This window comes from Kosakonia sp. SMBL-WEM22 (assembly GCF_014490785.1).
Lineage (GTDB): Bacteria > Pseudomonadota > Gammaproteobacteria > Enterobacterales > Enterobacteriaceae > Kosakonia.
On sequence record NZ_CP051488.1, the window covers coordinates 1,542,240 to 1,560,346 of the forward strand.

Here is an 18,107-nt window from a genome sequence, read left to right on the forward strand (position 1 = left end):
CATGGCCAGATCCCGTGGGCGGAGCAAGCGTGCCCTGAAGTCCGAAATCAATATTGTGCCGCTGCTCGACGTGCTGCTGGTGCTGCTGCTGATCTTTATGGCAACGGCACCCATCATCACCCAGAGTGTCGAGGTCGATCTGCCGGATGCGACGGATTCTCAGACCGTCAGTACCAATGACGATCCTCCGGTGATTATTGAAGTTTCCGGTATCGGGCAATACAGCGTGGTGGTAGAGAAAGATCGTATGGATCAGCTGCCGCCGGAGCAGGTTATTGCGGAGGCGCAGCGTCGCCTGCAAACCAATCCGAAAACCGTGTTCTTAATCGGCGGGGCGAAGGATGTGCCGTACGACGAAATCATTAAAGCGCTGAACCTGTTACATAGCGCGGGTGTGAAATCCGTTGGCTTGATGACGCAGCCTATCTGATCACCGGCTTAACAGGCGGACAGTTTTTGGGAACCGAGAGTGTCAAAGGCAACCGTACAAAACGACAAGCTTAAGCGAGCGATACTCATTTCAGCCGTGCTGCACGTTATTCTGGTGGCGCTGCTGATCTGGAGTTCGTTCGATGAGCATATTGAAGCGTCAGCGGGCGGCGGTGGCGGCTCGTCGATCGACGCCGTGATGGTCGATCCCGGCGCGGTAGTGGAGAACTACAACCGCCAACAGCACCAGCAATCGAGCGCCAAACGCGCGGAAGAGCAGCGTGAAAAGCAGGCGCAGCAGCAGGCGGAGGAGATGCGTGAAAAGCAGGCCGCCGAGCAGGAGCGTCTGAAGCAGGTCGAGAAAGAGCGTTTGCAGGCGCAGGAAGCCGCGCGCGCGCAGGCCGAACAGCAGAAGCAGGCGGAAGAGGCGGCAAAGCAGGCGCAACAGCAGCAGAAACAGGCTGAAGAAGCGGCAGCGAAAGCCGCGGCTGACACGAAAGCTAAAGCGGATGCGCAGGCAAAAGCGGCGGAAGAGGCGGCGAAGAAAGCCGCAGCGGACGCGCAGAAGAAAGCGCAGGCGGATGCAGCCAAAGCCGCCGCCGATGCACAGAAGAAAGCCGAAGCGGAGGCCGCGAAAGCCGCCGCCGACGCACAGAAGAAAGCGGAAGCAGAAGCCGCGAAAGCGGCAGCCGATGCGAAGAAGAAGGCGCAGGCGGAAGCGGCTAAACAGGCTGCTGCTGAAAAAGCCGCTGCAGAGAAGGCCGCCGCAGCTGAAAAAGCTGCCGCTGAAAAAGCTGCTGCCGCAGAAAAAGCCGCAGCGGAGAAGAAAGCCGCTGCTGCGGAAAAAGCGGCAGCCGAGAAGAAAGCCGCAGCTGAAAAAGCCGCTGCTGCCGAGAAAGCTGCCGCCGATAAGAAAGCGGCTGCTAAGAAAGCGGCGGCAGAGAAAGCCGCTGCCGCTGAAGGTGTCGACAATCTGTTTGGCGATCTCAGCTCCGGTAAGAATGCACCGAAAACGGGCGGCGGAGCGAAAGGCAACAATGCAGCGCCGGCGGGTTCGGGTAACACTAAGAACAACGGTGCATCCGGAGCCGATATCAGTAACTACGCAGGGCAGATTAAAACGGCGATTGAGAGCCGCTTCTATGATGCATCTTCTTATACCGGGAAGACCTGTACGTTACGTATCAAACTGGCTCCTGATGGGACGCTGTTAGATATTCAGTCTGAAGGGGGCGATCCGGCGCTCTGTCAGGCCGCGCTGGCGGCGGCACGACAGGCGAAAATGCCGAAGCCACCAAGTCAGGCTGTGTATGAAGTGTTCAAAAATGCGCCGCTGGACTTCAAACCTTGAGGTACACTTTCCTCGCGAGCCCGTGAGGAAAGTATGCGAAGGCGGTTCCAACGCGGGTAGTTTTGTCTTATTGGTTTGTTAAAATTCTGCTAAATTATCGCGGGTTTTTTGCCCGGATAAGGGAGATATGATGAAGCAGGCATTACGTGTTGCATTTGGTTTTTTGATGCTGTGGGCAGCGGTGCTGCATGCAGAAGTACGTATCGAGATCACCCAGGGGGTGGACTCGGCACGCCCGATTGGCGTTGTGCCGTTCCAGTGGGCAGGCCCGGGCGCTGCACCTGAGGACGCTGGCGGTATCGTTGCGGCGGATCTGCGCAACAGCGGTAAATTCAACCCGCTGGATCGCTCCCGTTTACCGCAGCAGCCGGGCACCGCGCAGGAAGTGCAGCCCGCTGCATGGTCCGCGCTCGGTATTGATGCGGTCATCGTTGGTCAGGTGACACCGAATCCCGATGGCAGCTACAACGTCGCTTACCAGCTGGTCGACACCGGCGGCGCGCCGGGTACCGTGCTGGCGCAAAACTCCTTCAAAGTGAACAAGCAGTGGCTGCGTTATGCTGCCCATGCCGCCAGTGACGAAGTCTTTGAAAAGCTGACCGGTATTAAAGGCGCGTTCCGTACCCGTATCGCTTATGTCGTGCAGACCGCGAATACTCAGTTCCCGTACGAACTGCGCGTCTCTGATTACGACGGCTACAACCAGTTCCTCGTCCACAAATCGCCGCAGCCGCTGATGTCCCCGGCCTGGTCGCCGGACGGTTCAAAAGTCGCGTATGTGACCTTTGAGAGCGGTCGTTCCGCGCTGGTTATCCAGACTCTGGCTAACGCCAGCATTCGTCAGGTGGCTTCGTTCCCGCGCCACAACGGCGCACCGGCTTTCTCGCCGGATGGCACCAAGCTGGCGTTTGCCCTGTCAAAAACCGGCAGCCTGAACATCTATGTGATGGATATCGGTTCCGGCCAGATCCGTCAGGTTACCGACGGTCGCAGCAACAATACCGAACCCACCTGGTTCCCGGACAGCCAGAACCTGGCCTTTACCTCTGACCAGGCCGGTCGTCCGCAGGTTTACAAAATCAATATCAACGGCGGCGCAGCGCAGCGTATCTCCTGGCAGGGTTCTCAGAACCAGGATGCGGATGTCAGCAGCGACGGTAAATTTATGGTGATGGTTAGCTCTGACGGTGGTCAGCAGCACATTGCTAAACAAGATCTGGAAGCGGGTGGCGTGCAAGTTTTGTCGTCAACGTTCCTGGATGAAACGCCAAGTCTGGCACCTAACGGCACTATGGTCATCTACAGCTCTTCTCAGGGGATGGGCTCCGTGCTGAACCTGGTTTCTACAGATGGGCGTTTCAAAGCGCGTATTCCGGCGACTGATGGACAGGTTAAATTCCCTGCCTGGTCTCCGTATCTGTGATAATAAATAAATATTTATAAAGGAATCAAAGAAATGCAACTGAACAAAGTGCTGAAAGGCCTGATGCTTGCTCTGCCTGTTATGGCAATCGCTGCATGTTCTTCTCATAAGAACAACACCAGCGACCAGAGCGGCGAAGGCATGATGGGTGCCGGCACTGGCATGAACGGTAGCGGCAACATGTCCTCTGAAGAGCAGGCGCGTCTGCAGATGCAGCAGCTGCAGCAGAACAACATCGTTTACTTCGATCTGGACAAGTACGACATCCGTTCTGACTTTGCAGCGATGCTGGATGCTCACGCTAACTTCCTGCGTAGCAACCCGTCCTACAAAGTAACCGTAGAAGGTCATGCTGACGAACGCGGTACCCCGGAGTACAACATTTCCCTGGGCGAACGTCGTGCTAACGCCGTTAAAATGTACCTGCAGGGTAAAGGCGTTTCCGCTGACCAGATCTCCATCGTTTCTTACGGTAAAGAAAAACCTGCAGTACTGGGTCACGACGAAGCGGCTTACGCTAAAAACCGTCGCGCCGTACTGGTTTACTAAGAGAATTGCATGAGCAGTAACTTCAGACATCATCTGTTGAGTCTGTCGTTACTGGTTGGCATAGCGGCCCCCTGGGCCGCTAATGCTCAGGCGCCAATCAGTAGTGTCGGCTCAGGCTCGGTCGAAGACCGCGTCACTCAACTCGAGCGTATTTCCAACGCTCACAGCCAGCTTTTAACCCAACTTCAGCAGCAGCTCTCTGATAATCAGGCCGATATTGACTCCCTGCGTGGGCAGATCCAGGAAAGCCAGTATCAGCTCAATCAGGTCGTTGAACGCCAGCAGCAAATTCTGCAGCAGATCGGCAATCTGAGCAGCGGTGTAGCAGGGCAGGCGCAGCAGCCTTCCGGCGATCAGAGCGGTGCGGCAGCGCAGGCTCCGGCCGCAGACGCGGGCGCAAATAACGGTGCGGCGGCTTCAGGCGCACCGGTGCAAAGCGGCGATGCTAATACTGATTACAACGCGGCTATCGCCCTGGTGCAGGATAAATCCCGCCAGGATGATGCGCTTGCCGCGTTTCAGAACTTCGTCAAAAAGTACCCGGACTCAACCTATATACCGAACGCCAATTACTGGCTCGGTCAGTTGAATTACAATAAGGGTAAGAAAGACGACGCGGCTTATTACTTCGCCTCGGTAGTGAAAAACTTCCCGAAGTCGCCGAAAGCGCCAGACGCGATGTTTAAAGTTGGTGTGATTATGCAAGACAAGGGTGACACTGCGAAAGCCAAAGCGGTTTACCAGCAGGTGGTCAGCAAATATCCTGGTACCGACGGTGCGAAACAGGCGCAAAAACGGCTTGCTTCGCTGTAATGCATAGTGCATGACCAGAAAACGCGGTTTTTCTGGTCTTGTCGCATGAATCATAAGCAGTTAAACAGTACGCGTCGAAATTGTTGTTGCGCTGAGTTCTTAAATCAGTAATATATGCCGCCGTTGCCACGGGATATCTCTTAGCCCGGACGCAGCACAAAAGTGGGTCGTTAGCTCAGTTGGTAGAGCAGTTGACTTTTAATCAATTGGTCGCAGGTTCGAATCCTGCACGACCCACCACTATTAAGTCTGGTGAAGAGTTTTAACGTGAAGGATAACGTTGCGTCAGCAACGGCCCGTAGGGCGAAGCGAAAGCCGAGTCATCCTGCACGACCCACCACTTAGCAGTATCCAGCGCAGTATCGGGTGATTAGCTCAGCTGGGAGAGCACCTCCCTTACAAGGAGGGGGTCGGCGGTTCGATCCCGTCATCACCCACCACCGGGTCGTTAGCTCAGTTGGTAGAGCAGTTGACTTTTAATCAATTGGTCGCAGGTTCGAATCCTGCACGACCCACCACTATTAAGTGTGGTGAAGAGTTTTAACGTGAAGGATAGCGTTGCGTCAGCAACAGCCCGCCGGCGAAAGCCGACTCATCCTGCACAATTGCCACGCATTACGTGGTTCCAAAGATTTATCTTCGAAGTCGCTACCCTGTATGGGTCGTTAGCTCAGTTGGTAGAGCAGTTGACTTTTAATCAATTGGTCGCAGGTTCGAATCCTGCACGACCCACCAATTTTGATAATTGGTGAAGGTGTTAAGCGTGAAGGATAACGTTGCGTCAGCAACGGCCCAGACGGGCGAGGCGAGAGCCGAGTCATCCTGCACGACCCACCACTTCGAAGAATCCCTGCAAAGGGTCGTTAGCTCAGTTGGTAGAGCAGTTGACTTTTAATCAATTGGTCGCAGGTTCGAATCCTGCACGACCCACCAATGTAAAAAAGCGCCCTAAAGGCGCTTTTTTGCTATCTGCTATCTGCGATTTGAAAATTCCGTGCGCTCTTCTTGCCGGATGGCGGCTTTGCCTTATCCGGCCTACAACATCTCTCCGTGCCTGGTTTTCGTAGGCCTGCTAAGCGCAGCGCCAGCAGGCGTTCTGTGTTGCCCCTGAGCGCACTGCCGGATGGCGGCTTTGCCTTATCCGGCCTACAACATCTCTCCGTGCCTGGTTTTCGTAGGCCTGCTAAGCGCAGCGCCAGCAGGCGTTCTGTGTTGCCCCTGAGCGCACTGCCGGATGGCGGCTTTGCCTTATCCGGCCTACAACATCTCTCCGTGCCTGGTTTTCGTAGGCCTGCTAAGCGCAGCGCCAGCAGGCATTCTGTGTTGCCCCTGAGCGCACTGCCGGATGGCGGCTTTGCCTTATCCGGCCTACAACACCTCTCCGTGCCTGGTTTTCGTAGGCCTGCTAAGCGCAGCGCCAGCGGGCAATTATCCACGCTATCCATTCCCCCACGATGTACAAATTCACCGCGACAATATCTCTGCAATCGGTTATCTTGTTTAGTATATAAAACAACAGCCGCTTAAAGAACTCTATCCAGGCGCTGTTGGGGTTATCATGTTAAGCACGCAAAACGAGTGAGCATCATGAGCGTAATGTTTGATCCTGAAGCCGCAATCTATCCCTTTCCTGCCAAACCCGCGCCGCTGAATCCTGCGGAAAAAGCCTTTTACCGCGATAAAATCAAACGTTTGCTGAAAGAGCGCAATGCGGTGATGGTCGCCCACTACTACACCGACCCGGAGATCCAGCAACTGGCGGAAGAGACCGGCGGCTGCATCTCCGACTCGCTGGATATGGCGCGCTTTGGTGCTCGTCATGCTGCCTCGACGCTGCTGGTCGCGGGCGTGCGTTTTATGGGAGAAACGGCGAAAATCCTCAGCCCGGAAAAAACGATCCTGATGCCCACCCTTGAGGCTGAATGCTCCCTCGATCTCGGCTGCCCGATCGAACCGTTTAACGCGTTCTGCGATGCGCACCCGGATCGCACGGTGGTGGTCTATGCCAACACCTCGGCAGCGGTAAAAGCCCGCGCCGACTGGGTAGTGACCTCAAGCATTGCGGTAGAGTTAATTGAGCACCTCGATAGCCTCGGCGAAAAAATTATCTGGGCACCGGATCGCCATCTTGGGCATTACGTCCAGAAGCAGACGGGCGCGGATGTGCTCTGCTGGCAGGGGGCGTGTATCGTCCATGATGAGTTCAAAACCCAGGCGCTGCGCCGTATGAAAGCGCTCTATCCAGATGCCGCGATCCTGGTGCATCCTGAATCACCGCAGGCGGTGGTAGAGTTAGCCGATGCGGTCGGTTCGACCAGCCAGTTGATCCAGGCCGCAAAAACGCTGCCTCACTCGCAACTGATTGTCGCCACCGACCGCGGGATCTTTTATAAGATGCAGCAGGCCGTGCCGCATAAAGCGCTGATTGAGGCGCCAACGGCTGGCGAAGGAGCAACGTGCCGCAGCTGCGCCCACTGCCCCTGGATGGCGATGAACGGCCTTAAAGCCATTGCCGACGGGCTGGAGCAGGGCGGAACGGCACATGCAATAGAAGTGGATGCCGCTCTGCGTGAACGCGCGCTGCTGCCGCTTAACCGCATGCTTGATTTTGCAGCTACACTTCGACCTTAACGTTTTCATAGATATCAACGCGTAATACTACGCTCTGGGGAAAGAATGGACTTTTTTAGTACGCAAAACATCCTCGTGCACATTCCGATCGGTGCCGGGGGATACGACCTTTCATGGATTGAAGCCGCAGGAACGTTGGCGGGTTTACTCTGTATCTGGCTCGCCAGCCTTGAGAAAATCAGCAACTACGCCTTTGGCCTGATTAACGTTACGCTCTTCGCCATCATCTTCTTTCAGATCCAGCTCTACGCCAGCCTGTTGCTGCAGCTCTTTTTCTTCGCTGCCAATATATATGGCTGGTACGCATGGTCACGCCAGACTTCGCAAAATGAGGCCGAGCTGCAAATCCGCTGGTTACCGCGCAGCAAAGCGTTTGGCTGGCTTGCCGCCTGCGTGGTGGCAATTGGACTGATGACGCTGTTTATCAACCCGGTGTTCGCTTTCCTGACGCGTATCGCCGTCAACCTCATGCAGGTAGTCGGACTGGACGTAGCGATGCCAACGCTGCAGCCTGATGCTTTTCCGTTCTGGGACTCCTGCATGATGGTCCTCTCCATCGTGGCGATGATCCTGATGACGCGCAAATATGTCGAAAACTGGCTGCTGTGGGTGATTATCAATGTGATAAGCGTGGTGATTTTTGCACTGCAGGGCGTATGGGCAATGTCGCTGGAATATATGATCCTTACCTTCATTGCCCTGAACGGCAGCCGGATGTGGATTAAGAGCGCGCGTGAGCGAGGCTCTCGCGCGCTTTCACATTAGTGATGATGTCCGTGATGGTGATCGACCGTAACGTCGCCCAGACGGCAGTCTGAGCCGCTACAGGGCTGATACTCCATCTGCACCGTCGCATGAGCAATCTCATAATGGTGCGCCAGGAAGTGGTGGATCTCGCCGAGCAACTTATCGTGATCGCGCGGCGGGATCACCTGCACATGCAGGGTCATCAGCGGTTTTTCACCCACCTGCCAGACGTGCACATGGTGCACATCGCGGATTTCCGGAATCGCTCGGCGCAAATGGCGCTGTAACGCACCGATATCCAGCGAAGCGGGCACTCCCTCCAACAGTTCATTGACGCTCTCCTTCATCAAGCGCCACGCGCTCTTCAGCACCAGCGCAGAAACCAGCACCGACAGAATCGGGTCGATGGGCGTCCAGTTGGTCACCATAATCACCACTGCCGCGACAATGGCGCCAACGGAGCCAAGCAGATCGCCCAGCACATGCAGCGCAGCGGCGCGCACGTTAAGGTTCTTCTCTTCGCTACCGCGATGCAGCAGCCAGAAGGAGAGCAAATTGGCCACAAGGCCTGCGATGGCGATCGCCATCATCGTCCCCCCGGCCACCGGCTGCGGATGGTTGAAGCGCAGGATAGCTTCCCAGACGATCCAGATTGTTATCAGCACGAGCGCAAGGGCGTTGATAAAGGCAGCAAGCGTCGTCAGACGTAGCCAGCCGAAGGTGCGTTTGGCGCTCGGAGGCTGGCGGGCAAACCACACCGCGAGCAGGGCGAAGAGCAGGGCCGCTGCATCCGTTAACATATGTCCGGCATCGGCCAGCAGCGCCAGCGAGCCGGAAATAATCCCGCCCACCACTTCAATAACCATAAATAGAGCGGTGACCGTAAAGGCCAGCAACAGACGGCGGGCATTGGCATCCGATGAGCCATGCGAGTGAGCGTGCGCCATGATGGGATCTATCCTTTTAACCGTTGAGAAAACGCCTACATCATTGCAGATTTTGCGCCGTAAGGAATAAAAAAAGGAGAGCCTCAGCTCTCCTTCTTACTTCAGCATCACCCCTTACTGGGTGGTGCCGTCAGTCTTGGTGTTGACTTCGCTATTGTCACCGCTACCGGTTTCAATCTTTTTATTCACATCCGGGCAACGACCATCTTTACACATGGTGTTTTTGTGCACTTCTTCTTTGCTCATGTGGCCAGACTGGTGCTCCATCTGCGTTGAGGTGGAGTTAGTATTTGTGTTACCGGTATTAATATTGCTGTTATCAACATTATTTGGCGCGACGTTCTGTTTCGCGTCAGGCGCAACCTGGCCTGCGTTCGCTGCTGCGTTCGCATCACCGTTGCTACCATTTGAAGAGGATGCATCCGCCGCATATGCCGCGCCGCCTGCCAGAGTGAGTGTGGTGGTCAGTAAAAGAGTCGCTAATTTATTCATTTTCATCATGATGCTCCTGTGCTGGTCGTCTAATGCCGCGCGGGACATCGGCAGAATATGCACGAACCCATCGCACGCTCAGTGGTGAAAGATGCCATGTCTGCCATAAGTAGCAGCATGGAATAACGAAAAAAATGTAAAACAAAGGTATTTACAGTTAAAAAGTGTAGTAGGGATGTGGCAACTTGCTACTTTTCCCACCGCTTTCTCTTGATTCCAGGAATTATCCGTGCGAAGTGTAAAATCGCGTTTACACTTCGCCGCGAGCAAGATAGATTGGTCAGATTGCTTTTCTTCTAAAAAACGTGTTCACACTGGAAAGATCATGACTTATCAGAACGACGATTTACGCATCAAAGAGATCAACGAATTACTCCCTCCTGTCGCGCTGCTTGAAAAATTCCCCGCTACCGAAACCGCTGCCAGAACGGTCTCTCAGGCTCGCCGGGCTATTCATCAAATCCTGCGCGGCAACGATGACCGCCTGCTAGTGGTGATCGGTCCCTGTTCTATTCACGATCCCGCGGCGGCAAAAGAGTATGCTTCGCGCCTGCTGGCGCTTCGTGACGAACTGAAGGGCGAGCTGGAAATCGTGATGCGCGTCTATTTTGAAAAACCGCGCACTACCGTTGGTTGGAAGGGACTGATTAACGATCCGCATATGGATAACAGCTTCCGCATTAATGACGGCCTGCGTATTGCCCGCAAACTGCTGCTGGAGATCAACGATAGCGGGCTGCCGGCGGCGGGGGAGTTTCTCGATATGATCACCCCGCAATATATGGCGGATTTGATGAGCTGGGGCGCAATTGGCGCGCGTACAACAGAATCCCAGGTACACCGTGAACTGGCTTCTGGTCTCTCTTGCCCGGTCGGTTTTAAAAATGGCACCGACGGTACTATCAAAGTGGCGATTGACGCCATCAACGCTGCTGGCGCGCCGCACTGCTTCCTCTCCGTGACCAAATGGGGCCACTCTGCGATCGTCAACACGGCGGGTAATGGCGATTGCCATATCATCCTGCGAGGCGGCAAAGAGCCGAACTACAGCGCGAAGCATGTCGCTGAAGTAAAAGCAGGGCTGGAAAAAGCGGGCTTGCCTGCGCAGGTGATGATCGACTTCAGCCATGCGAACTCAAGCAAGCAGTTTAAAAAGCAGCTGGAGGTGAGCGCCGATGTTTGCCAGCAGATCGCGGGCGGTGACAAGGCGATTATGGGCGTGATGATTGAGAGCCACCTGGTAGAAGGCAACCAGAGCCTTGAGAGCGGCGATGCGCTGGTCTATGGCAAAAGCGTGACCGATGCCTGTATCGGCTGGGAAGATACCGACGCGGTGCTGCGTCAGTTAGCGCAAGCCGTTAAAGCACGCCGCGGTTAACAACGCGCTGTTTGTAGGCCGGATAAGGCATAGCCGCCATCCGGCAAAAGAGCAGCGGTGCTAATGCCGGATGGCGCGCAAGCGCTTATCCGGCCTACGCGGTTCCAGCGGTTTGTTACCGTAGGCCGGATAAGGCAAAGCCGCCATCCGGCAATATCACGCAGCAAAAAGCCCGGCAGCGCGAAGCGTACCGGGCCTGAGAATCATAAGCCGGGCATCATTGATGTCCGGCTTTTTTTTATTACTTCGCTTTACCCTGGTTTGCTACCGCAGCAGCTTTCGCGGCGATCTCATCCGCGTTACCCAGATAGTAGTGCTTAATCGGTTTGAAGTTTTCGTCGAACTCATACACCAGCGGCACGCCGGTCGGAATGTTCAGTTCAAGGATCGCTTCTTCGCTCATGTTGTCGAGGTATTTCACCAGCGCGCGCAGGGAGTTACCGTGTGCGGCGATGATCACGCGCTCACCGCTTTTCAGGCGCGGCAGAATGGTTTCATTCCAGTAAGGGATCACGCGATCGATGGTCAGCGCCAGGCTTTCGGTCAGCGGCAGCTCTTGTTCGGTCAGTTTCGCGTAGCGCGGATCGTGGCCCGGGAAACGCTCATCATCTTTGGTCAGCGCCGGCGGGGTAACGGCGAAGCCGCGACGCCACTGTTTAACCTGATCGTCGCCATATTTTTCAGCGGTTTCTGCTTTGTTCAGACCCTGCAGCGCACCATAGTGACGTTCGTTCAGTTTCCAGCTCTTCTCAACCGGCAACCATGCCTGATCCAGTTCGTCCAGAACGTTCCACAGCGTGTGGATGGCACGTTTCAGCACAGAGGTATAAGCAAAATCAAACGCGTAGCCTTCAGCTTTCAGCAGTTTGCCTGCCGCTTTCGCTTCGCCAACGCCTTTCTCTGACAGATCAACATCGTACCAACCGGTGAAGCGGTTTTCGTTGTTCCACTGGCTTTCGCCATGACGAACCAGAACCAGCTTAGTAACAGCCATACACTTACTCCTGTGAGCCTGATTTAATGATAACGATTCTCATTGTATTGCCGAAGCGCACTGCCCGGCAACGATTACCCTTAACCATAGCGAAAATAGGCGCAGAGTGTAAGCCGCTTGTGAATCGAGGGTTATTGTTTTGAGGATAAGTGGCGTATATTTCCGCAAAAAGGGCAAAAAAAAGCCCTCCGGGAGGAGGGCTTACGCTCAGAGCGGAATAAAGTGATACTCCGTCCGGCTGACATACTCGTCGCCAGGTTGCAGCGTACAATCCGGCTGTGGGAAGTCCGGGCGGTTCGGGCTGTCGGGCAAAAACTCGCTCTCCAGCGCCAGCCCCTGCCATGCGCTGTAGCTTTTCCCGCCGCGCGCAGGTGTTCCTTCCAGGTAGTTACCGGAGTAGAACTGCAGCGCAGGTGCGGTGGTATAGACCGACATTTGCAGCTGCTTATCCGTCGACCACAGGTGCGCCGCAGGCGTATTCACATCCCCCTGCGCCTGCAGTAAAAAGGCGTGATCGTAACCCTTCACCACACGCTGATCCTCATCGCTGAGGAACTCCTCGGCCACAGTTTTTGGCGTACGGAAATCAAAACTGGTCAGCGCTACCTTTTTCAGATCGCCGGTCGGAATGCCCATCTCATCCACCGGCAGATAGGCATCGGCCAGCAGCTGCAGCGTATGGTTGCGGACATCGCCCTGCGCGCCATCAAGGTTGAAATAGGCGTGATTGGTCAGGTTGACCGGGCAGGGCTTGTCGGTGGTCGCGCGGTACTCAATCGTAATGCGGTTATCTTCACCAAGATGGAAATAGGCCGTGGCGTTTACCGTGCCAGGATAACCCTGATCGCCATCCGGCGAGGTGAGGGAGAAAAGCGCTTCGCTGTCGTTCTGGCGCTCAATACGCCAGCGGCGTTTATCGAACCCTTCCGGGCCGCCATGCAGCTGGTTTTCGCCCTGGCTTGGGGTCAGCGACCAGGTCTCGCCATTAAGGGTAAAGCGGCTCTTCGCAATGCGGTTCGCATACCGGCCAATAGACGCACCGAGATAGGCGGTCTGTTCCCAGTAGTGCTCCGGCGTCGCGCAGCCGAGCAGCGCTTCGCGCACGCTGCCATCTTTCATCGGTACACGCGCAGAGAGCAGCGTCGCGCCCCAGTCCATTAAGCTCACCACCATCCCCGCGCCGTTGCGCAGGGTGATCAGTCGTACCGGTAGCCCATCGGGTGCTACCGCAGGCGTTTCAATCAGCACTGTCCTGCCCCCTGAGAAGGTTTACATACGTAGAAGGTCTCTTTGATGCCGGTTTTCGCTTCGTACTGGCTCTCGACCGCCTGTTTGACCTCTGGCACCAGCGCTTCCGGTACCAGCGCAACGACGCAGCCGCCGAAGCCACCGCCGGTCATGCGCACGCCACCTTTATTACCGATGGTCGCTTTCACGATCTCCACCAGCGTGTCGATTTGCGGCACGGTGATTTCGAAATCGTCGCGCATAGAGGCGTGGGATTCTGCCATCAGTTCGCCCATGCGTTGCAGATCGCCTCTCTCCAGCGCGGCGGCCGCTTCCACGGTGCGGGCGTTCTCGGTCAGCACATGGCGTACACGTTTCGCGACCAGCGGATCAAGCTCATTCGCCACGGTGTTGAACTGTTCGAGGCTGACATCACGCAGCGCTTTTTGCTGAAAGAAGCGCGCGCCGGTTTCACACTGCTGGCGGCGGGTGTTGTATTCGCTGCCCACCAGCGTGCGTTTAAAGTTGCTGTTGATAATGACAATCGCCACGCCTTCCGGCATGGAGACCGCTTTGGTGCCGAGCGAGCGGCAGTCGATCAGCAGCGCGCTGCCTTTCTTGCCAAGCGCAGAGATCAACTGATCCATAATGCCGCAGTTACAACCGACAAACTGGTTCTCCGCTTCCTGGCCGTTGAGCGCAATCTGCGCCCCGTCAAGCGGCAGATGGTAGAGCTGCTGGAAGACGGTACCAACCGCCACTTCCAGTGAGGCAGAGGAGCTTAAGCCCGCACCCTGCGGCACATTGCCGCTGATCACCAGATCTGCCCCGCCGAAGCTGGCATCGCGCTGTTGCAGATGTTTCACCACGCCGCGCACATAGTTGGACCACTGCTGGCTGTCGTGCGCCACAATCGGCGCGTCCAGCGAAAACTCATCGCGCTGGTTGTCATAATCCGCAGCTACCACGCGTACAGTGCGATCATCGCGCGCTTTGCAGCTGATCACCGTCTGGTAATCGATAGCGCAGGGCAGCACAAAACCGTCGTTGTAATCGGTATGTTCGCCAATCAGGTTGACGCGGCCCGGGGCCTGGATGGTGTGGGTGGCAGGGTAGCCGAATGTCTCAGCAAACAGCGCGTCTGTTCTCTCTTTCAGGCTCATTGTTATTCTCCGGATTCGCGAAAATGGATATCACTGACCGCGCGCAGGCGTTCGGCCGCTTGTTCCGCCGTGAGATCGCGCTGGGTTTCGCCGAGCATCTCGTAGCCGACCATAAATTTACGCACCGTTGCGGAGCGCAACAGCGGCGGATAGAAGTGCGCGTGCAGCTGCCAGTGTGCGTTCTCTTCGCCATTAAATGGCGCGCCGTGCCAGCCCATCGAGTAGGGGAAGGAGCACTGGAACAGGTTGTCGTAGCGGCTGGTCAGTTTTTTCAGCGCCAGCGCCAGATCGCTGCGCTGTGCGTCGGTTAACTCGGTAATGCGCTGTACGGCGGCTTTCGGTAGCAGCAGCGTTTCAAACGGCCAGGCGGCCCAGTAGGGAACTACCGCCAGCCAGTGCTCGGTTTCAACTACCGTGCGGCTGCCATCTTTCAGCTCGCGCTGCACATAATCCACCAGCATCGGCGAGTGGTGTTCGGCAAAGTAGGCTTTTTGTAGGCGATCTTCGCGCTCGGCTTCATTCGGCAGGAAGCTGTTGGCCCACACTTGTCCGTGCGGATGCGGGTTGGAGCAGCCCATCGCCGCGCCTTTGTTCTCAAAAACCTGGATCCACGGGTAGGTTTTCCCCAGCTCAGCGGTCTGCTGCTGCCAGGTTTTTACCACCTCTTCCAGCGCCTCAACGCTCAGCTCTGGCAGCGTTTTGCTGTGGTCCGGCGAGAAGCAGATAACCCGGCTGGTGCCACGCGCGCTCTGGCTGCGCATCAGCGGGTCGTTACTCTCTGGCGCATCCGGCGTGTCGGTCATCAGCGCCGCAAAGTCATTGGTAAAGACATAGGTGCTGGTGTAGTCGGGGTTTTTATCCCCGGTGACACGGATATTGTCCGGACAGAGGAAACAGTCCGGATCGTGCGCAGGGAGCGTCTGTTTAGACGGCGTCTCCTGCGCCCCTTGCCAGGGGCGTTTTGCACGGTGCGGAGAGACCAGAATCCACTGATCCGTCAGCGGATTGTAGCGGCGATGCGGGTGATCGACCGGGTTAAATTGCGACATTACCACTCCTGTTAATCGGGATAGCCCTGCGGATGGCGTGACTGCCAGCGCCAGGTATCTTCTGCCATTTCATCAAGGGTGCGTGTTACGCGCCAGTTCAGCTCTTTGTCGGCTTTGGTGGCGTCTGCCCAGTAGGCCGGGAGATCGCCGTCACGGCGCGGCGCGAAGTGCCAGGCAATTTGTTTGCCGCAGGCTTTGCTGAAGGCGTTAATTACATCAAGCACGCTGCTGCCGACGCCGGCACCGAGGTTGTAAATATGCACGCCCGGTTTGCCTGCGAGCTGCTGCATGGCGGCCACGTGGCCGTCGGCCAGATCCATCACGTGGATATAGTCGCGCACGCCGGTGCCATCTTCTGTCGGGTAATCATTGCCGAACACCGCCAGCGATTCGCGACGGCCCACCGCCACCTGGGCGATATAGGGCATTAAGTTGTTTGGAATCCCCTGCGGATCTTCACCCATATCGCCTGACGGATGCGCGCCTACCGGGTTGAAGTAGCGCAGCAGCGCAATGCTCCACTCCGGCTGCGCTTTCTGCAGGTCGGTGAGTATCTGCTCAACCATCAGTTTGCTTTTACCGTATGGGCTTTGTGGCGTACCGGTCGGGAAGCTTTCGGCATACGGAATTTTCGGCTGATCGCCATAGACGGTTGCCGAGGAGCTAAAGATAAAGTTCTTCACATTGGCGGCGCGCATGGCGTTAATCAGGCGCAGCGTGCCGTTGACGTTGTTGTCGTAATACTCCAGCGGTTTGGCAACGGATTCGCCGACGGCCTTCAGCCCGGCGAAGTGGATCACCGCTTCAATGGCGTGATCGTGCAGGATCTCGGCCAGCAGCGCTTCATCACGAATATCGCCCTCGACGAAGAGAGCCCGTTTACCGCCAAAGCGCTCAATCTGGTTAAGCACGCTGCGCTTACTGTTGCAGAGGTTGTCGAGAATGATAACGTCGTGACCGTTTTGCAGCAGTTGCACACATGTGTGGCTTCCTATGTAACCGCTACCACCAGTAACCAGAACTCGCATATTTGACTCCATCAAGCATTTGATATGAATTAACCTTAGCATAACAGAGCGGCTAAAAGTGTGACATGGGATAAAATAGTGGAATCGTTTACACTGATTTTCTAACCGCCCGCAATGCCGCATCAACGCCGGGACAGCCGCGTATTTACCGGGCTGCGCCGACGAGTATGATTAGTCTGAAAATGACGTCACTGCGCTGCAGTGACGCAGAGGAGGTCAGCGAAAGCTGGCCAGCGCCCCGTGGAGGTTATAGGTCATCAGGGAGAGCCAGGCAATCAGCCCAAAGTACAAAAGGGTATATTCCAGACGTTTGCCAGGGGTGAGTGCGGTTAAATTGGGTGTTTCTTTGCGCCGCGCCCAGATTTGCGAAGCCGCCAGCAGGCAGACAATCAGCAGCAGCGGGCTAGGATGGAGATAAAAGAAACCAAGTAGTAGCGGGATACCGAGGTACCAAATCTTGCGTGAAATGGCGACGGTAATGCGCCCGCCATCAAGGGGCGGAATCGGGATCAGGTTAAAAAGATTGAGGAAAAAACCGGCGTAAGCCACCGCCATCAGCATCGAACTGTCGAGGTACTCCGCCAGATAGTAGCAGCCGAGCGCGGCGAGCGAGCCGAGCAGAGGACCGGCAATCCCGACCCATGCTTCCGTCTCGGCATCGGGAAACGCCTCTTTCAGCGCCACCCAGGCACCGACGAAAGGGATAAACATCGGCAGACCCACCGGCAAGTTACGCTGGCGCGCCGCAAGATAGTGGCCCAGCTCATGACAAAAGAGCAGCGCAACCAACCCGGTGGCGTAGGGCCAGCCGAAGGCCAGCGCATAGGTCGCCACCGACAGCAACATCGTCCCCCCGGAAAGCAGCAGCTTGCCGAGGGTCGCACCTTTAAACAGCAGAAACAGCAGCTTCATGCTTATTCGACGATCTTAGATTTGTCGTTCTTTTTGCGGAACAGCAGCTTCTTGATGCCAACGCCCGCGCCGGCCAGGGCAATCAGCGCCAGTTTCCAGAACTTCAGTAGCGTCACGCCGATAATCGCCAGCAGACCGAGTTTCTTCGCCGCCAGGCCGCCGATCAGCGCCGCCAGACCATACTCGGCGATCTTGTCGGTTGAGGCGTTAAAGTCGCTGTACTTTTTGCCGTCGTTAAAGGTCACAGCGTTAAGCAGGGTTTTCGCCAGCGGCTTCTCTTGCTCCACAGTACCGCGATCGGTCACCAGGTTCAGCGAGAGATAGCCTTCACGACCGAGCAGGTAGGTGTTGTAGTTCACGCCTTGCTCCTTCAGCGGGACGTTACTGCCGATGTCGCGAATTGCAGCTGACCAGATGAGGCGATGCGTTGCCGCGTCATAGCTCGGCTTCTCAACCCAGCCGACCACTTCGATGGGCGGAATGCCTTTCTCGCTGCGCATCTTGTTGCCCTCTTTGGTTCCCTCCTGCAGATTGCTCAGCAGTTCGGCCGCGTCCCAGTCTTTGGCATCGTCATCTTTGATATAACCGGCATTGTCATATTCGATAGAGACGAATCCAGAAATCGCATCGTTGAATACCAGCCCGTAAAAGGCGCTTTCATCAACCTGGTTGCCCAGTTCGCGCATAAATGCCGCTGCCTGCGCCGGGGGAATATAGGTAAAACCGGCCGGGAGGTTGAGTACTGCCTGGTTACCCAGACTGACTTTATGTGGGCCAGGCACGCTCACGCGCTGCATGTTCTCTACGGCCTGGTTAATTTTTGCTTCGTTAGGGTCCGGTGCTGCCTCTTCGGCAAAACTTAGCGTACTGAAACCAAAGCAGAGCGCCGCGACCAGCGTCAGGGCGCGGGGGAGGGAGAGATATTGAGTCATAAAGGTCCCGTTTATATTGACCCGTCGTCCGTCGGCGGGCTT

The 18,107-nt window shown here is 56.2% G+C and carries 17 protein-coding genes and 5 tRNA genes; 13 read left to right on the forward strand and 9 right to left on the reverse strand.

Going from position 1 to position 18,107, the window contains the following annotated elements:
* Nucleotide 1: 1 nt before the first annotated feature.
* The 12 genes from tolR to pnuC all read left to right on the forward strand — a co-directional run bounded on the left by tolR (nt 2) and on the right by pnuC (nt 7,961).
* A complete protein-coding gene (tolR, locus tag HF650_RS07360; RefSeq protein ID WP_187801809.1) occupies nt 2–430 on the forward strand; it encodes a colicin uptake protein TolR in 429 nt (142 codons plus the stop codon).
* Between the two features lie 39 nt (nt 431–469).
* Nucleotides 470–1,780: a cell envelope integrity protein TolA gene (gene tolA, locus HF650_RS07365; RefSeq protein WP_187801810.1), complete on the forward strand. Its 1,311-nt coding sequence runs from the start codon at nt 470–472 to the stop codon at nt 1,778–1,780.
* A 130-nt stretch (nt 1,781–1,910) separates the two neighbouring features.
* Nucleotides 1,911–3,203 carry a Tol-Pal system beta propeller repeat protein TolB gene (tolB, locus tag HF650_RS07370; protein ID WP_023478234.1) on the forward strand — a complete coding sequence of 431 codons (1,293 nt, stop codon included), beginning with the start codon at nt 1,911–1,913 and terminating at the stop codon, nt 3,201–3,203.
* A gap of 33 nt (nt 3,204–3,236) precedes the next feature.
* Entirely contained in the window at nt 3,237–3,752 is a 516-nt protein-coding gene (pal, locus tag HF650_RS07375; RefSeq protein WP_007373922.1) for a peptidoglycan-associated lipoprotein Pal, read from the forward strand.
* Nucleotides 3,753–3,761: 9 nt separating this feature from the next.
* Nucleotides 3,762–4,565, forward strand: a complete 804-nt coding sequence (gene cpoB / locus HF650_RS07380; RefSeq protein ID WP_187801811.1) for a cell division protein CpoB — start codon at nt 3,762–3,764, stop codon at nt 4,563–4,565.
* 164 nt (nt 4,566–4,729) lie between these two features.
* Nucleotides 4,730–4,805 (forward strand) — tRNA-Lys (locus HF650_RS07385).
* 124 nt (nt 4,806–4,929) lie between these two features.
* Nucleotides 4,930–5,005, forward strand: a tRNA-Val gene (locus tag HF650_RS07390).
* A gap of 2 nt (nt 5,006–5,007) precedes the next feature.
* Nucleotides 5,008–5,083: transfer RNA gene (locus tag HF650_RS07395), tRNA-Lys, on the forward strand.
* Between the two features lie 141 nt (nt 5,084–5,224).
* Nucleotides 5,225–5,300 (forward strand) — tRNA-Lys (locus HF650_RS07400).
* A gap of 122 nt (nt 5,301–5,422) precedes the next feature.
* Nucleotides 5,423–5,498 (forward strand) — tRNA-Lys (locus HF650_RS07405).
* A 654-nt stretch (nt 5,499–6,152) separates the two neighbouring features.
* On the forward strand, nt 6,153–7,196 hold the full coding sequence (gene nadA / locus HF650_RS07410; RefSeq protein ID WP_187801812.1) for a quinolinate synthase NadA: 1,044 nt from the start codon (nt 6,153–6,155) through the stop codon (nt 7,194–7,196).
* Nucleotides 7,197–7,241: 45 nt separating this feature from the next.
* Nucleotides 7,242–7,961, forward strand: coding sequence for a nicotinamide riboside transporter PnuC (gene pnuC, locus HF650_RS07415; protein ID WP_187801813.1), 720 nt, complete (start codon nt 7,242–7,244; stop codon nt 7,959–7,961).
* Here the strand turns inward: pnuC and zitB are convergent.
* Nucleotides 7,958–8,890: a CDF family zinc transporter ZitB gene (zitB, locus tag HF650_RS07420; protein ID WP_187801814.1), complete on the reverse strand. Its 933-nt coding sequence runs from the start codon at nt 8,888–8,890 to the stop codon at nt 7,958–7,960. The genes pnuC and zitB overlap by 4 nt on opposite strands.
* A 114-nt stretch (nt 8,891–9,004) precedes the next feature.
* Entirely contained in the window at nt 9,005–9,388 is a 384-nt protein-coding gene (locus HF650_RS07425) for a YbgS-like family protein (RefSeq protein ID WP_187802631.1), read from the reverse strand.
* Nucleotides 9,389–9,707: 319 nt separating this feature from the next.
* Here HF650_RS07425 and aroG point away from each other — a divergent pair, with 319 nt between their 5' ends.
* Nucleotides 9,708–10,760, forward strand: a complete 1,053-nt coding sequence (aroG, locus tag HF650_RS07430; protein WP_187801815.1) for a 3-deoxy-7-phosphoheptulonate synthase AroG — start codon at nt 9,708–9,710, stop codon at nt 10,758–10,760.
* 241 nt (nt 10,761–11,001) lie between these two features.
* Here the strand turns inward: aroG and gpmA are convergent, their stop codons facing one another.
* The 7 genes from gpmA to HF650_RS07465 form a co-directional block, all read right to left on the reverse strand.
* Nucleotides 11,002–11,754 carry a 2,3-diphosphoglycerate-dependent phosphoglycerate mutase gene (gpmA, locus tag HF650_RS07435; protein WP_023479514.1) on the reverse strand — a complete coding sequence of 251 codons (753 nt, stop codon included), beginning with the start codon at nt 11,752–11,754 and terminating at the stop codon, nt 11,002–11,004.
* 207 nt (nt 11,755–11,961) lie between these two features.
* Nucleotides 11,962–13,002: a galactose-1-epimerase gene (galM, locus tag HF650_RS07440; protein WP_187801816.1), complete on the reverse strand. Its 1,041-nt coding sequence runs from the start codon at nt 13,000–13,002 to the stop codon at nt 11,962–11,964.
* Nucleotides 12,996–14,144, reverse strand: a complete 1,149-nt coding sequence (gene galK / locus HF650_RS07445) for a galactokinase (RefSeq protein WP_187801817.1) — start codon at nt 14,142–14,144, stop codon at nt 12,996–12,998. The genes galM and galK overlap by 7 nt, the downstream gene beginning before the upstream one ends.
* 2 nt (nt 14,145–14,146) lie before the next feature.
* Nucleotides 14,147–15,193, reverse strand: coding sequence for a galactose-1-phosphate uridylyltransferase (gene galT / locus HF650_RS07450; protein ID WP_187801818.1), 1,047 nt, complete (start codon nt 15,191–15,193; stop codon nt 14,147–14,149).
* An 11-nt stretch (nt 15,194–15,204) separates the two neighbouring features.
* Nucleotides 15,205–16,221, reverse strand: a complete 1,017-nt coding sequence (galE, locus tag HF650_RS07455; protein WP_023479508.1) for a UDP-glucose 4-epimerase GalE — start codon at nt 16,219–16,221, stop codon at nt 15,205–15,207.
* 216 nt (nt 16,222–16,437) lie between these two features.
* Nucleotides 16,438–17,133 carry a site-2 protease family protein gene (locus HF650_RS07460; RefSeq protein WP_223284283.1) on the reverse strand — a complete coding sequence of 232 codons (696 nt, stop codon included), beginning with the start codon at nt 17,131–17,133 and terminating at the stop codon, nt 16,438–16,440.
* 2 nt (nt 17,134–17,135) lie between these two features.
* Nucleotides 17,136–18,065 carry a DUF2167 domain-containing protein gene (locus HF650_RS07465; protein WP_187801819.1) on the reverse strand — a complete coding sequence of 310 codons (930 nt, stop codon included), beginning with the start codon at nt 18,063–18,065 and terminating at the stop codon, nt 17,136–17,138.
* Nucleotides 18,066–18,107 lie beyond the last annotated feature (42 nt).

Coding starts and splice junctions, on each gene's coding strand:
- tolR (WP_187801809.1), top strand. CDS start 2: ATGGCCAGATCCCGTGGGCGGAGCAAGCGTGCCCTGAAGTCCGAAATC.
- tolB (WP_023478234.1), top strand. CDS start 1,911: ATGAAGCAGGCATTACGTGTTGCATTTGGTTTTTTGATGCTGTGGGCA.
- pal (WP_007373922.1), top strand. CDS start 3,237: ATGCAACTGAACAAAGTGCTGAAAGGCCTGATGCTTGCTCTGCCTGTT.
- cpoB (WP_187801811.1), top strand. CDS start 3,762: ATGAGCAGTAACTTCAGACATCATCTGTTGAGTCTGTCGTTACTGGTT.
- nadA (WP_187801812.1), top strand. CDS start 6,153: ATGAGCGTAATGTTTGATCCTGAAGCCGCAATCTATCCCTTTCCTGCC.
- pnuC (WP_187801813.1), top strand. CDS start 7,242: ATGGACTTTTTTAGTACGCAAAACATCCTCGTGCACATTCCGATCGGT.
- zitB (WP_187801814.1), bottom strand. CDS start 8,890: ATGGCGCACGCTCACTCGCATGGCTCATCGGATGCCAATGCCCGCCGT.
- HF650_RS07425 (WP_187802631.1), bottom strand. CDS start 9,388: ATGAAAATGAATAAATTAGCGACTCTTTTACTGACCACCACACTCACT.
- aroG (WP_187801815.1), top strand. CDS start 9,708: ATGACTTATCAGAACGACGATTTACGCATCAAAGAGATCAACGAATTA.
- gpmA (WP_023479514.1), bottom strand. CDS start 11,754: ATGGCTGTTACTAAGCTGGTTCTGGTTCGTCATGGCGAAAGCCAGTGG.
- galK (WP_187801817.1), bottom strand. CDS start 14,144: ATGAGCCTGAAAGAGAGAACAGACGCGCTGTTTGCTGAGACATTCGGC.
- galT (WP_187801818.1), bottom strand. CDS start 15,193: ATGTCGCAATTTAACCCGGTCGATCACCCGCATCGCCGCTACAATCCG.
- galE (WP_023479508.1), bottom strand. CDS start 16,221: ATGCGAGTTCTGGTTACTGGTGGTAGCGGTTACATAGGAAGCCACACA.
- HF650_RS07460 (WP_223284283.1), bottom strand. CDS start 17,133: ATGAAGCTGCTGTTTCTGCTGTTTAAAGGTGCGACCCTCGGCAAGCTG.
- HF650_RS07465 (WP_187801819.1), bottom strand. CDS start 18,065: ATGACTCAATATCTCTCCCTCCCCCGCGCCCTGACGCTGGTCGCGGCG.